Origin of the sequence: Kordiimonas sediminis, assembly GCF_014656395.1 — a bacterium.
Classification (GTDB): Bacteria; Pseudomonadota; Alphaproteobacteria; order Sphingomonadales; family Kordiimonadaceae; genus Kordiimonas_A; species Kordiimonas_A sediminis.
Genome location: NZ_BNCI01000002.1, coordinates 1275823 through 1289287 on the forward strand (window position 1 = coordinate 1275823; position 13465 = coordinate 1289287).

Consider the following 13465-nt stretch of genomic DNA (forward strand, 5'->3'; position numbering starts at 1 on the left):
TCAGGCCCTAGCCGCCCTAGAGGTATCACCGGAAACATGATTTTGAACACAATTCCGAACATTAATGCCGCACGTTATACCAGAGGAAGCCGCAGGCTCAAGCCCATCAAGGCATGAAAAGTCATTTTTCTGCCATAAAATCCCAAAAAAAATCACCTTGCGGCGGATTTCCAGCTTTCCAACCAAGTTTAACCATTGTTTAGACGGCATCTCTGCGACCTATTGACGCACCTTGAATGCCAGCACAGAACCTACTATAGACCTATTCAGACGTAATACTCATTGATATTTACAAATAACGTCAGCCCTTTTGGCTGTTACAGCCACATCAATTTCAGGAGACATCCATGTCAGAGTCAGCCGTACCTCTTAATTTTTTCTTTGAAAACAGTAGCTTGGAAGAAAGTAAGACATGCGAAATTGTTGATTCAGCTTTGAACGACATGGATGATGGTGAACTTTATCTACAATCCAGTGAAAGCGAATCCTTTTCATTCGATGATGGACGACTGAAATCTGCCTCGTTTGATTCGACGCAAGGCTTCGGTCTACGGTCCGTTGTTGGCGAATCTACAGGCTATGCGCACTCGAATGAATTATCGGAAGAAGCCCTGAAAAGAGCTGTGAACACAGTGGGCGCAGTGCGCACCGGAAAATCAGGCACTCAGGACCTCTCCCCGGCCCGCACAAACAGGCAGCTATATTCTGACGCCAACCCCATGACTGGCATTGACTTCTCTGAGAAAGTAGCACTTTTGGAAAAAATTGACCAATATGCCCGCGATAAAGACAGCCGGGTTGTTCAGGTCAGTGCCTCTCTATTATCCAATTATGATATTGTTGAAATTATCCGTGCCGGAGGCCACCGCGTTCGTGATGTACGCCCCCTTGTTCGCCTGAATGTTTCCGTGGTGATGTCAGACGGCACCCGAACAGAGGCAGGTTTTGATGGGGCTGGTGGCCGCGTGCCCTATGATTTTCTATTCGATGAAAATCAATGGAGAAAACAAACCGACGAAGCTCTGCGCCAAGCTGAAGTCAATCTGGCCAGCACCGATGCACCAGCAGGCGAAATGACCGTTGTTTTAGGGCCTGGGTGGCCGGGCGTCCTTCTGCATGAAGCTGTGGGCCACGGCCTTGAAGGTGACTTCAACCGCAAGAAAACATCTGCCTTTGCCGGCCTTTTAGGCGAGCGTGTGGCAGCAGACGGTGTCACCGTTGTTGACGACGGCACCCTTGAAGGACGCCGGGGTTCATTGTCCGTTGACGATGAAGGCACACCGACTGAGCGCACCGTCCTGATCGAAAACGGCATCCTGAAAGGCTATATGCAAGACAGATTGAATGCCCGCCTTATGGGAACGTCTGCGACAGGCAATGGCCGTCGTCAAAGCTATGCCCATGCACCTATGCCGCGCATGACGAACACCTTTATGTTGGCTGGCGACAAAGATCCTGCCGAGATCATTGCATCTGTAGATGACGGCCTGTATGCCGTGAACTTCGGTGGCGGTCAGGTTGACATAACATCCGGCAAGTTTGTCTTTAGCTGCACAGAAGCGTACCGCATCCGCAAAGGCAAGATCGTAGAGCCGGTCAAAGGGGCAACCCTTATCGGCAACGGGCCTGATGTTTTGACGCGCGTTTCCATGATTGGCAATGATCTGAAACTGGATAACGGTGTCGGTATTTGCGGCAAAGGCGGCCAAACAGTACCGGCCGGAGTTGGCCAGCCAACCATGCGTATTGACGGCCTGACTGTCGGCGGCACTGCAGGATAATTCTCGCCATTTAGTAGATATTAACACTTTTAAACAAGAGTGTGCTCATGTTTACTTTCAGGAAATATTTCGCCGGGGCATTTGCCCTTGGCGCACTCTGCATGGGCATGTTCTCTGTACAGGCGCAAAATGTGCCTGATGCAGACACGCCCAGAGAACACAGTAAGCTACTGATTCCCATGTATGATTATCCGCCCATGCAATATTTTCGGGATGGGAATTTCTACGGTGAATATGTCGAAAGACTGCGCGCAATCTTGGCCAAAGCTGATGTTGATCCGGTATGGGCGAACATACCCATGACAGCCGAATCCGAGATGTTGGATGATGGGGTACGTCCACTTTGCACAACAGGCCGGGTATTTACCCAAGAACGTGCCAAAACATGGCAATATGTCCCCTATCTGTTTGATACATACACGGAAACAGTTTTAGTAATATCAAAATCTGCTAAGAGCCGTTTTGCTGATCATAAGTCAATCACGTCTATCATTCAGGACCAGACACTGCGTGGCGTTTTTGTCCGGAAAAACTTCTACGGACAGGAAATTAACAAAGCGATCGATATGAACCTGCCCTGGATTTCGCCTGATGCCCCCTCTTCCCGGCATGCGGCCATGATGATTGCCGCCGGTCGGGCTGACTACACTCGAATTACGTCAGGCATGTGGGAGAATCTAAAAACCGAAGAACCGGCTGCCGAACACCTGGAGGCCATGCGGTTGCAGAATGATGATACTATTCTGCATATTTTGATTGCATGCAGTTCCGCTGTGCCTGGCTCTACAATTGAAAGAATATCAGACGCCATGAAGGCGCTTGGCTACCAACACTACCCCGAAGCGGACCAGTCCCGTTAGCTGCTGCGCGATTACTCAGATGTAAAGACCTTCTGTCAGTAATGCACCCTTATGTTGCACACAAAAAAAGGGGCCCTTTCGAGCCCCCCTGATAGTATCTGGCTTTAAACAACAATGCCTAGTCGATGATCGCTGCTTCTGTTGCCTGTTTGACATCATCCATCGTAACATCTGGCGCCAGTTCAACAACTTTGATACCGCCTTCGACCACATCAAACACACCAAGATTAGTGACAATACGGTCAACACAGGCCTGCCCAGTCAGTGGCAGTGTGCATTCTTTCAGTAGCTTACTTTCGCCAGCCTTGTTTGTGTGATCCATAATCACCACAACGCGCTGTACGCCAGCGACAAGATCCATGGCACCGCCCATGCCTTTGACCATTTTGCCGGGGATCATCCAGTTAGCAATGTCACCATTTTCAGCCACTTCCATCGCCCCGAGGATGGACAAGTTGATATGACCGCCACGGATCATGCCAAAACTGTCAGCCGAAGAAAAATAACTGGATGTTGGCAATTCTGTGATTGTCTGCTTACCGGCATTAATCAGGTCTGCATCAACCTCATCCTCATAAGGGAAAGGCCCCATGCCCAGCATGCCATTTTCAGACTGCAGGGTTACATGCATCCCTTCAGGGATATAATTTGCCACAAGTGTGGGAATACCAATTCCCAGATTAACGTAAAAACCGTCCTGCAGTTCCTGTGCTGCCCGCGCAGCCATTTGATTACGATCCCAGGCCATGATTACTCTCCTCTGCTGCGGGTGGTACGCTGTTCGATACGTTTTTCATGGTCGCCTTTAATGACGCGCTGCACGAAAATACCCGGCGTATGAATATGATCAGGGTCAAGGCTGCCAGCTGGCACAATCTCTTCAACTTCTGCGACTGTTACTTTGCCTGCTGTTGCCATCATTGGGTTAAAGTTACGCGCAGTCTTACGGTAGATCAGGTTGCCTTCTGTGTCGGCTTTCCATGCTTTGATAATGGACACATCAGCAAAAAGACCTGTTTCCATAATATAGGTTTCGCCATCAAATTCTTTATGCTCTTTGCCATCTGCGATGACTGTACCAACGCCTGTCTTGGTATAGAAACCCGGAATACCCGCACCGCCCGCGCGAATACGTTCCGCCAATGTTCCTTGTGGATTGAACTCAAGCTCAAGCTCACCCTCTAAGAACTGACGTTCAAATTCCTTGTTTTCCCCAACATAGGAAGAATACATTTTTTTAATTTGTTTCGCGTCCAGAAGGATACCCAGACCAAATCCGTCAACACCGCAGTTGTTGGAGACAATAGAAATATCTTTTGTTCCTTTGCGGTGTACTGCTGCAATAAGGTTTTCAGGAATACCACACAGGCCGAAACCACCTGCCATCATCATCATTCCATCGAATAACAACCCATCAAGGGCCGCATCCGCAGTATCAAAGATTTTATTCACCTTAGCCTCCAGTCTTGCTGACCCAAACTAGGGGGAGCAGGTCAGCCTGTTAGTACCGTTCAAAACGCACCTGAATATCGCGTTATCTGTTTATGAAAACAGTCGAAAAATTGATACCGTAGATGGTGCTTCTTTTCCTAATAGATAATTCAAATACTATCTATTGAGTGACCGTATAGTGCAATATTGTATTTTTTTCAACAAGCGATGAATTTTTGCGTTGTCCATAGCTAATACCTATGGGTTATCGATTTTCATAACCAAACACAAAAAAACCTTCATCGCTTTACATATGTAAAGATTGCGGGTCATCCTTGACAGGAAAACTAGATTCTCTGCCCTGCCTTCATACGGCAAGACAACGAACTACCGCGCCCTCGCACCTGCATTCTGAATGACCCTTCGTACGGGCAGGAAATGGCTGCCTTGAAAGCCAACGCCCATGACACCATATCTTACTGTAATAAAAGACAGGCAGAATCAGAAAACTGAATTGCCATAAAAGACGACAGCGACACGGGAGACACAAGCATGACACGGTTTTTATGCCAGTTTTTTGGCATCATCTTTCTGATATTATCAATTCCACTCTTACTGACACCGATTCCGTTTGGTCTGCTGTTTCTTTTAATCAGCTTGCTATTACTGATCCCTACATCGACCCGTACTGTCAGAGTACTTCGGTATCTTCGCAGAAAGTCAAAACTTTTTGATACGTTGATGCATCAGGCGACCAGCAAGGCGCCCTCCACGTATCGCAGGATTTTACGGCGCACTGAAACTGACTATCTGCGCCCCCACTGAACAACCGTCCTCGGTGTTCACTGCGCATAAAAAAGCCCCGCTCTCGACGGGGCTTTTGGAAGTATACTTTATGATGCGGATATGTCCGCGATGCCGGATCAGCTATAGAGATTAGATATTCTCTGGGCTACCAGCAGCTTTGTATGCCTGGACACCTTCTTCGATCAGGGATGCTGCTTTTTCTTTGGATTCCCATCCCTTGATATCTACCCACTTGCCTTCTTCAAGGTCTTTATAATGTGCGAAGAAGTGTGAAACACGCTCAAGGAAAAGCTTTGGCATCTCAGAATAATCGCTGACACTTGTGTACCATGGGTTCAGTTTATCCACTGGAACCATAAGCAGTTTTTCATCCATGCCTGCTTCATCTTCCATTACCAGAACGCCAATCGGACGACACCGGACAACAGCCCCTGGCATGATCGGCGTCTGATTCGCGATCAGGACATCAACAGGGTCACCATCATCAGCAAGTGTGTGTGGGATAAAGCCGTAGTTACACGGGTAACGCATGCTTGTATGCATGATCCGGTCGACGAAAAGCGCACCAGAATCTTTATCCATTTCATACTTGATTGGTTCTGTACCGACCGGCACTTCAACAATTACATTTACATCCCAGGGAGCATTTTCGCCGACGGGAATTTTAGATATATCCATTATCAGGATTCCTTGACCTTAAAAGCATTACAAAAGCCCCAACAGTCTACAGGAAGGATGGTACCAGCTTATCAACAACGATGGATAAGAAGACAATCCATCCAAAATGGATGTTAGAGCGAAAAATCTCTAGGCAAATACCCGGTGAAGAAATATCCACGCGCCGTATCTGCATGCCCATGTGCAGCGCAGCAAAAGCGCAGCCGGTGTAATAGATTTCACCCAGATTTGCAAGGGCTCCAACGAATAAAAGTGCCACCAGAAACAAGCCGTAGAAAACCATCAACCCTGCCTGCGTCTTGTCACCAAGCGCAAGCGCCGAAGACTTGACCCCAATCATCAGGTCATCGTCGGTATCCTGATGTGCATAAATAGTGTCGTATCCAAGGGTCCAGAATATCCCGCCAACATACAACACTATCGGTGCAAGGGTCAGCTCGCCAGTAACCGCGGCATAGCCAACCAGTGCGCCCCAGTTAAATGTCAGGCCAAGCCATGCCTGTGGCCAATATGTGATGCGCTTCATGAAAGGATATGCTGCCACCAGCAACAGTGAGGCCAGACCAACACCAATGGCAAACATGCCAAGGTTCAACAACACCAGAAGGCCGATCAAACACTGGAATACAAGAAATCCCCATGCAGCCTTCACGCTGACTTCACCCGCTGGGATTGGTCTTGATCTGGTTCGTTCAACCTGTCCGTCAAAGTCCCGGTCGATGATATCATTATAGGTACAGCCGGCTCCTCGCATAGCTAGCGACCCAACCGCAAACAACAGCAAGAGGAGTAGAGAAGGAAAACTCCCCTCCTCAGTCGCCAGCGCAACTGACCACCAGCATGGCCACAATAATAGCCATGTGCCAACGGGGCGATCCATTCGAGCCAGCTTCAGATACGGCCGCAGGACAAGCGGGGCATTTCTATATACCCAACTACCTTCAACCGCATCAGCGGTTACCGTTACCTGCTTTTTGTTCCATGTAAACATGAACCGGGTCTACTAAACTACCGTGAGCCATGCAAGCACAGCTTGACAGCTTATGGAACTTGGTGAAGATGAGGCCATGAAAAACACACGGTCCTATAAATATACTCGCCTTTATCTCACTGTTCCTTTATCGCAGGGAACAGTGATTGAACTGGATAAGGAGCAATCCCATTATCTTGCCAACGTTATGCGCCAAAAACTGGGCGCATCGCTCTTGGTTTTTAATGGCAAAGACGGTGAGTGGCTGGCCGAAATTTCTGATCTTCAAAAGCGTTCAGTATCACTGAAGGTCAAATCCCAAACCAAGCCTCAGACACCAGAACCGGATCTCTGGCTTGCTTTTGCCCCGATTAAAAAAGCACGTCTTGATTTCATCGCGCAAAAGGCTACGGAACTGGGCGTGTCCCACTTGATACCGACCATGACCAATCGCACGATTGTGGACCGCGTAAAATCGGAGCGTCTGGACGCAAATGCGGCAGAGGCATCTGAGCAAAGTGAACGTCTGACAGTGCCAACAATTGCAGACCCCATCAAACTAAGTAAGCTGCTGGATGACTGGCCTGAAGACAGAATGATCATGTTTTGCGATGAAGACCTAAGCGGCAAACCAGCAATCATTGCCTTGCAGGAAACCCTGCCCGATCACGCAGGTAAACCCTGGGCCCTGCTAATCGGCCCTGAAGGCGGCTTTGACGACAACGAACGGGACAGAATTCAAAAACATCCTAACACTGTAACGGTAAGCCTAGGCCCCCGTGTTCTGCGTGCCGACACAGCTGCACTCGCAGCCATAAGCTTATGGCAAGCCGTTCTGGGTGACTGGTCCTAGATATCAACAGTCTAAATGTTACCAATCTTACCCAGACCCTTTTCAGGAAATCCGTAAGCATGCCTAAATCCAGTATAAATATTTTCTAACTACAAGGAATAGAATGGTTTTCCTGAAAATCGTCATTCAGCCCGTAATTTTAGAAACAATTTTCACCTTAAAGGAAGTATATTATACCAATATTCAAACACTAATTAGGAATTTGGTTCAATATTATGCCCGATGGTAGTTCACATAACCTAACCATAGATTCTCAAAAGCCCACGACTAGCATTGACCAGCTGGCGACTATCACATCCTGGCTTACGAACCATCTCCCAACGCAAGATCATCGCGCGTCTGTTGCCGATGCTTTGAAAGTAGCAATCCCCGGTCTTGACATTGATGCGCTGTGTACTGAACCAGTGAATGAAAACGGTTATAGCCGAAATGTACTCTATACGGACCCTAATGGCCGTTTCTCCATCTTGGGCCTAAAATGGTACCCGGGTGCAGAAACCCCTATACACGGCCACAACGCCTGGGGATGCGTCGGGGTTCTGTCTGGCACAGTACAGTGCGAAACCTATGATTATTGCTGTGATTCCAAATCTGTGCATTCCACCGGGCTGGTAACCGGCACGCCCGGCGTAGTGGCGACGGTCAATCCAAATCCAGAGGGTATTCATCGTATTTTCAACGATAGTGACACGCCAGCCACCACACTGCATATTTACGGCCTTGATCTGGCACAAGAAGACCAGTCCGTAAACGTCTGGTATTAGGCCAGCTATCTTTATAGATTAGATTTACTCAATTCAACTAAGCGTGAGAAACGCTTTTGATTACTTGATCGACTTGCCTTGAGAGCGTAAGAGAGATTTCAGTGTATTCCTAAATACATACTGTTTTGGCTCTCAGGGAAAGAGTATATGTCCGACAATTCCATCCTTATCGAGAACAAGGGTCAACTTGTTGATCATCTGGCTTCGGGTGTACGCCCGGACCGGTCCACATGGAAAATCGGGGCAGAGCATGAAAAATTTGTGTTCCACCTGTCTGATCATGCACCGCTGTCTTATGAAGGCACGGACAAACTGCCTGGCATTAAAGATGTGTTGCTGGCTTTCACCGACAAGGGATGGGAACCTGTTCTGGAAAATGGCAATATCATTGCTGCAACCCGTGACGGTGCGTCTCTGTCTCTGGAACCCGGCGGGCAGTTTGAACTATCGGGCGCAGCTCTTTCTACTATTCACAACACCTGTGATGAAACCAGCCTGCATCTGAAAGAAGCCCGTGAAGTTGGCCAAGAACTCAATATAGGATTTTTAGGGCTGGGGTTTCACCCTGACCTGGAACGCAGTCAGGTGCCTGTGATGCCGAAGGCCCGCTACGGTATCATGCGTGCTTACATGCCCAAGGTTGGCAGCCTTGGGCTTGATATGATGCTTCGCACCTGTACCGTTCAGGTCAATATTGATACCGAGTCTGAGATAGACATGATCGAAAAGTTCAGGATCGGTCTGGCCTTACAGCCGCTCGCAACTGCCTTGTTCGCTAACTCGCCTTTCACGGAAGGAAAGTTAAACGGCTTTAAAAGCCGCAGAAGCCATGTCTGGACCGATACTGATCCTGACCGGTGTGGCATGCTGCCTTTCGTCTTTGAAGACGGTATGGGATTTGAGCGCTATGTTGATCATGTGCTGGATGTACCCATGTATTTTGTTCGCAGGAATGGACAATATATTGACGCAAGTGGTCAGTCATTCAGGGACTTTATGGCTGGTAAACTGCCAGCCCTACCAGGCGAACTGCCGACGATGGAAGATTGGGAAGATCATCTGACCACCCTATTCCCCGAAGTACGGCTGAAGAAATATATGGAAATGCGCGGTGCCGACGGTGGACCCTGGGCACGTCTGTGCGCCCTCCCTGCCTTCTGGGTTGGCCTTCTGTATGACAAAGATGCCCAGTCTGCTGCGTGGGACCTGGTTAAAAACTGGACAGTGCCGGACATGGAGCGTATGCGCCTCGAAGCCCCTAAATTGGGACTAGAAGCTACCTGGCAAGGCAGTAAAACATTCAAAGACCTGGCAGCAGAAGCCCTCAAGATTGCTGATCAAGGATTGAAAGCCCGGGCGAAGCTTTCGTCTAGTGGGGAAACAGAGCAAGGCTTCCTGACCGCCCTTTGGGAAAGTGCAGAAAGCGGCCTAACACCTGCCGACCTTCTGATCGAAAAGTACCGAGAAACAGGCTCTACAGAGTTTCTGTACTCAGATTATAAATACTAAGGCACAATCTAAAAAGCCACAGGGGTAAATCTCTGTGGCTTTCAAGAAATATACTGATAAGCAGGCTCAATCAAAGCCAGCGTAGCCAGTTTAAAAACCATAATAGAAATATGGTGAACCCTGATAGGGTAAGCCCCCAAAGTAACCCAACAGGCATTGAAGAAAACCTTGACCGTTTCCGACGGTAATAGGCGTCACACTGCAGACAATGCATCCATTCCCCTGCCTCGCTGGCATCATACCGAATGCCGGGGATAAGGGACGGTATTTCGCCAACAAAGGGATGCACATGACTTGATCCGCATGTTCTGCAAAAAGCGTCTTCCTCCGGCGCTACAGGATCAGATGACGGCGTATTATGCAATGTAACAACATTAGCCAAAACCGTTTGTGCAATGTGACGGTCTTTCAACCGCACCAGCAAATCGGTCGCAACTCCGTACTGCAGCGTCCCCATATTCTCGTTGGATAAAAAGGCCGAGATTTCGTTACTTTCAAGCAAGCCCTTCAGCAAGTGTGCATCATGTGATGACAGATTACTACGAACAATCACAAGCTCTTCTGGGTCTGCTGCCATCACTGTTACCTTTTCGTGTCACTTTACTGGCAGTGGGGAGCAAACTGACTTGCCTGCGCCCGCATTCATTATGAACCAGTATATAGCCATACAAGACGAATCCACATCACCAATAGCGCAATTGAGCTAATGAAGAATACTGAAAATCTGTGCACAACTTTGTTATACGTGCACTGAATAAAGCTATGCAGTACTCGAAAGGCAACAAAAACCCACGCAAGGGCTACCAAACTGTCATCAACCAAACCCGCTACCGTAGCAACCAAACAAACTGCATAAAACAGGATCGGTACCTCTGCCAGGTTTTTAAAGTTATCCGATGGAAATCTGGTTGCGTCTGGCAGCGAGTCCATAACCCCAGGTTTATTAGGGTTTCCAGGAACGAGACCTTTTTTCATAAACAAAGGGAGCCTCTTTGTAAAAAGAAACAAAAAAACCGCAAATGTCAGCCCAATCTGCGCCAGCATGGGGCCCACAAGGCCCGTATCAACCGTTATAGAGTTTAGCATTAACCTTCTCCCTCAGAGCCTTAATCAGGCTATTTCTATTAGTTTCGTCTAATCCAAAAGACCTGTATCAAGCCCATCAATACTGATTTTATTTTTTTGCTGACGATATTCGACCATACCGTCTTCGCCCTTACTCTCTGAAAATTTGACAAGTGTCTGGCGCGTCTCAACCAAGTCCATGACGGGTACCGCAAATCCACAACTGTCCTGAGTGCTGTCTACCTTGATCACAATTATCTGACGTGTTCCCGCATAAGACGGAAACAGAGCCAGTAGGCTTTCAAACTCGTCCTGTCCCCGCTGCACCGCACGCCCATGGCCGTATAACCGTAAAATCAAAGGATTTCTGTCATAGCTATTAAACATCAGGGTAATGCGCCCGTCATGTTTTAGGTGCGCTGCGGTTTCATTACCGCTTCCTGATAAGTCCAGATAAGCACATTCATTCTTGTTGAGAACCCGAAAACTATCCATACCCTTTGGACTAAGGTTTATCCGGCCCTCTTTGCAGGCCGTAGCAGTGAAAAACATAGGCTGACGCGTGATAAATTCTGCCTGTTTTTCGGTAATATGATCATAAAAAGTCGCCACCGGATAATCTCCTTTTGGTGAATTCAGATTGTTAGCATAAAATTAAACAAACATGACATTCACTGTTCTATAAAAGCTATTCATTTTTGTACGGCTATATTCAAGGATTATTCTATGGCCTTTACCATTCGCCCTTATTCCAGTCTTGACTGGGAGTTTGTCAAACGCATCAATCAGGAAGGTATAGAGACCGGACATGCAACTTTCGATGCACAGCCGAAAGAGCGATCTGTCTGGGAAAATGATAGTTACGACTGGAGCCAGTTTGTTGCCGTCTCAGACACAGGAGAGGTTTGTGGCTGGGTATGCATGTGGCCAACAAGTGACCGGTGCTGCTACAGTGGGATTGCAGAAATCAGCATTTATATTAGCAAAAGTGCTCGCGGTCAGGGCGTTGGCAAAGCCCTGATCAACGAAGCAGTAAAAGCTTCAGAAGAAAATGGCTTCTGGACTATTGTTGCCGGCGTATTCCCCGAAAACACAGCATCCGTCAAACTACATCACGCGTGCGGATTTCGTACCGTTGGTGTTCGGGAAAAAATGGGATTAATGGCCTATGGTCCCTTAAAAAATGTCTGGCGGGACAACCTGTTACTGGAACGGCGCAGTAAAACAGTTGGTGTTGGCACCTAAATTTTTATGGACTATATTACCATCCGTTAACTTCCTTGGTCTAGCGTATAGGCTTGATGTGCCTGCGGGGGTTACACAACAGGCATTCACCGATTAATCTACAGAGGCAAACCTGATGATTTCATACGAACCACTTGGTCCCAGCTCCATTGAAGCAACCGGTCTTGATCCAGTTCTATTGCAGCAACTGGTTGTTAAAGGAATGTTTGTTGAAAATTTAGAGACCACCAACCAATTAACAGAAGAAATAAAACTGCCCTCGAAAATCATTGGCGATATTCTTCAGGACCTGATTACCAAACAGTATATTGAAGCAGCCGGCATGTCTGGTGCAACAGGTGCCAGCGGTGGTTTTGGAAACCTACGCTATACGTTGACCAGGAGCGGCAAATCCTTCGCATCAGAGGCTCTCACACAAAGTCAATATTTTGGCCCTGCTCCGGTTCCGCTTGCCACATTCCAGGCGCAAGTACGCGCGCAGGCGATCGGAGATGAGCGCGTGGCTCCGGAAGACATTGACGAATCTTTCTCTGACATTGTCGTGCCTGATGAATTTAAAAAACGCTTGGGCCCTGCTGTCAACTCAGGCATGAGTATCCTGATTTATGGCCCTGCGGGTAATGGTAAAACCACCGTTGCTGAAAAAGTGGCCAAAATATACGAATCCCATGTCTATATCCCCTACGCAATTGAAGTGAACGGTGCGATCATCAAGGTCTACGACCCCTCTGTGCATGAGGCCATGGCGCATGACTGGGACGGTATTGAACGCCGCGCGGTGATCCGGTCCCGTAAGGATGAAAGATTTGTTGCCTGTAAACGCCCCGTGATCATCACTGGTGGTGAGCTGAACATGGAAATGCTTGATTTGAAATTCAATGAAATCAGCAAATTCTATGAAGCCCCCCTGCATATCAAGGCGCTGAATGGCACCTTCATAATTGATGACTTTGGCCGCCAGATGGTTAGCCCGGAAGAACTGCTGAACCGCTGGATTGTACCGCTACAAAGCCGGGTTGACTATCTGAAACTACACAGTGGAAAATCTTTCCAGATACCGTTTGATGAACTTGTTATCTTTTCAACCAACCTTTCGCCTGATGATTTGATGGACCCGGCATTTCTGCGCCGTATTCCCTACAAGCTAGAGACCAAAGACCCATCCCCTGAAGCTTTCAGAGCAATCTTCGACTATGTTGCCTCTAAAGAAGGGTTAGATCTGACTGACGAGATTTTCGATTATACTGTCTCCCAGATTACAGAAGTCGCTGGGAAACCGCTGGCAGCATATCAGCCGAAGTTTATTGTCGACCAGATCAAAGCCGCCTGCAAATATGAAGGCGAAATGCTATCTTTTTCCAAGCGCTATGTAGAAGACGCGCTCAGGAACCTGTACGTACAGGATAGTAGTTATGTCGGACAGGTTGGTATGAGCTAAGGGTAGCCGCTCAGAAGTACTTGAACATTAACGTTTATCCCCGTAGTCTTTTCAAAATTCTATG

Annotated in this window: 15 protein-coding genes; 8 read left to right on the forward strand and 7 right to left on the reverse strand. The window is 48.0% G+C overall.

Annotated features, from left to right (window positions below; all coding sequences use genetic code 11):
- Positions 1-347 precede the first annotated feature (347 nt).
- Positions 348-1781, forward strand: a complete 1434-nt coding sequence (gene tldD / locus IE181_RS13510) for a metalloprotease TldD (RefSeq protein WP_191253818.1) — start codon at positions 348-350, stop codon at positions 1779-1781.
- Positions 1782-1828: 47 nt separating this feature from the next.
- Complete coding sequence (locus tag IE181_RS13515; RefSeq protein WP_191253820.1) at positions 1829-2641, forward strand: transporter substrate-binding domain-containing protein; 813 nt, start codon at positions 1829-1831, stop codon at positions 2639-2641.
- Between the two features lie 118 nt (positions 2642-2759).
- Here IE181_RS13515 and IE181_RS13520 read toward each other — a convergent pair whose 3' ends face one another.
- Both IE181_RS13520 and IE181_RS13525 read right to left on the reverse strand, forming a co-directional pair.
- The gene (locus tag IE181_RS13520; protein WP_191253822.1) at positions 2760-3389 is read right to left on the reverse strand and encodes a CoA transferase subunit B; all 630 of its coding nucleotides are present in this window, start codon (positions 3387-3389) and stop codon (positions 2760-2762) included.
- 2 nt (positions 3390-3391) lie between these two features.
- Positions 3392-4093, reverse strand: coding sequence for a CoA transferase subunit A (locus IE181_RS13525; RefSeq protein WP_191253824.1), 702 nt, complete (start codon positions 4091-4093; stop codon positions 3392-3394).
- Positions 4094-4624: 531 nt separating this feature from the next.
- Between IE181_RS13525 and IE181_RS13530 the strand changes: the two genes are divergently transcribed.
- Positions 4625-4897 carry a hypothetical protein gene (locus IE181_RS13530; RefSeq protein ID WP_191253826.1) on the forward strand — a complete coding sequence of 91 codons (273 nt, stop codon included), beginning with the start codon at positions 4625-4627 and terminating at the stop codon, positions 4895-4897.
- A 111-nt stretch (positions 4898-5008) separates the two neighbouring features.
- Here IE181_RS13530 and ppa read toward each other — a convergent pair whose 3' ends face one another.
- Both ppa and ubiA read right to left on the reverse strand, forming a co-directional pair.
- Entirely contained in the window at positions 5009-5557 is a 549-nt protein-coding gene (gene ppa / locus IE181_RS13535) for an inorganic diphosphatase (RefSeq protein WP_191253828.1), read from the reverse strand.
- Between the two features lie 46 nt (positions 5558-5603).
- On the reverse strand, positions 5604-6548 hold the full coding sequence (gene ubiA, locus IE181_RS13540) for a 4-hydroxybenzoate octaprenyltransferase (protein ID WP_191253830.1): 945 nt from the start codon (positions 6546-6548) through the stop codon (positions 5604-5606).
- 76 nt (positions 6549-6624) lie between these two features.
- On the opposite strand from ubiA, the gene IE181_RS13545 reads away from it, so the two are divergent.
- The 3 genes from IE181_RS13545 to IE181_RS13555 all read left to right on the forward strand — a co-directional run bounded on the left by IE181_RS13545 (position 6625) and on the right by IE181_RS13555 (position 9653).
- Positions 6625-7380 (forward strand): 16S rRNA (uracil(1498)-N(3))-methyltransferase, encoded by a 756-nt coding sequence (locus IE181_RS13545; RefSeq protein ID WP_191253832.1) that lies wholly within the window; start codon positions 6625-6627, stop codon positions 7378-7380.
- A 215-nt stretch (positions 7381-7595) separates the two neighbouring features.
- Positions 7596-8144 carry a cysteine dioxygenase family protein gene (locus IE181_RS13550; RefSeq protein WP_191253834.1) on the forward strand — a complete coding sequence of 183 codons (549 nt, stop codon included), beginning with the start codon at positions 7596-7598 and terminating at the stop codon, positions 8142-8144.
- Between the two features lie 147 nt (positions 8145-8291).
- A complete protein-coding gene (locus IE181_RS13555; protein WP_191253836.1) occupies positions 8292-9653 on the forward strand; it encodes a glutamate--cysteine ligase in 1362 nt (453 codons plus the stop codon).
- A 70-nt stretch (positions 9654-9723) separates the two neighbouring features.
- Here IE181_RS13555 and IE181_RS13560 read toward each other — a convergent pair whose 3' ends face one another.
- From IE181_RS13560 to IE181_RS13570, 3 genes are all read right to left on the reverse strand, one after another.
- Positions 9724-10230 carry a putative signal transducing protein gene (locus IE181_RS13560; protein WP_191253838.1) on the reverse strand — a complete coding sequence of 169 codons (507 nt, stop codon included), beginning with the start codon at positions 10228-10230 and terminating at the stop codon, positions 9724-9726.
- Between the two features lie 68 nt (positions 10231-10298).
- Positions 10299-10739, reverse strand: coding sequence for an MAPEG family protein (locus tag IE181_RS13565; protein ID WP_191253840.1), 441 nt, complete (start codon positions 10737-10739; stop codon positions 10299-10301).
- A gap of 48 nt (positions 10740-10787) precedes the next feature.
- Positions 10788-11330, reverse strand: a complete 543-nt coding sequence (locus IE181_RS13570; protein ID WP_191253842.1) for a pyridoxamine 5'-phosphate oxidase family protein — start codon at positions 11328-11330, stop codon at positions 10788-10790.
- Positions 11331-11444: 114 nt separating this feature from the next.
- Between IE181_RS13570 and IE181_RS13575 the strand changes: the two genes are divergently transcribed.
- Positions 11445-11963, forward strand: coding sequence for a GNAT family N-acetyltransferase (locus IE181_RS13575; RefSeq protein ID WP_191253844.1), 519 nt, complete (start codon positions 11445-11447; stop codon positions 11961-11963).
- A gap of 115 nt (positions 11964-12078) precedes the next feature.
- Complete coding sequence (locus tag IE181_RS13580; protein WP_191253846.1) at positions 12079-13401, forward strand: DUF8689 domain-containing protein; 1323 nt, start codon at positions 12079-12081, stop codon at positions 13399-13401.
- The last annotated feature ends 64 nt before the right edge of the window (positions 13402-13465 follow it).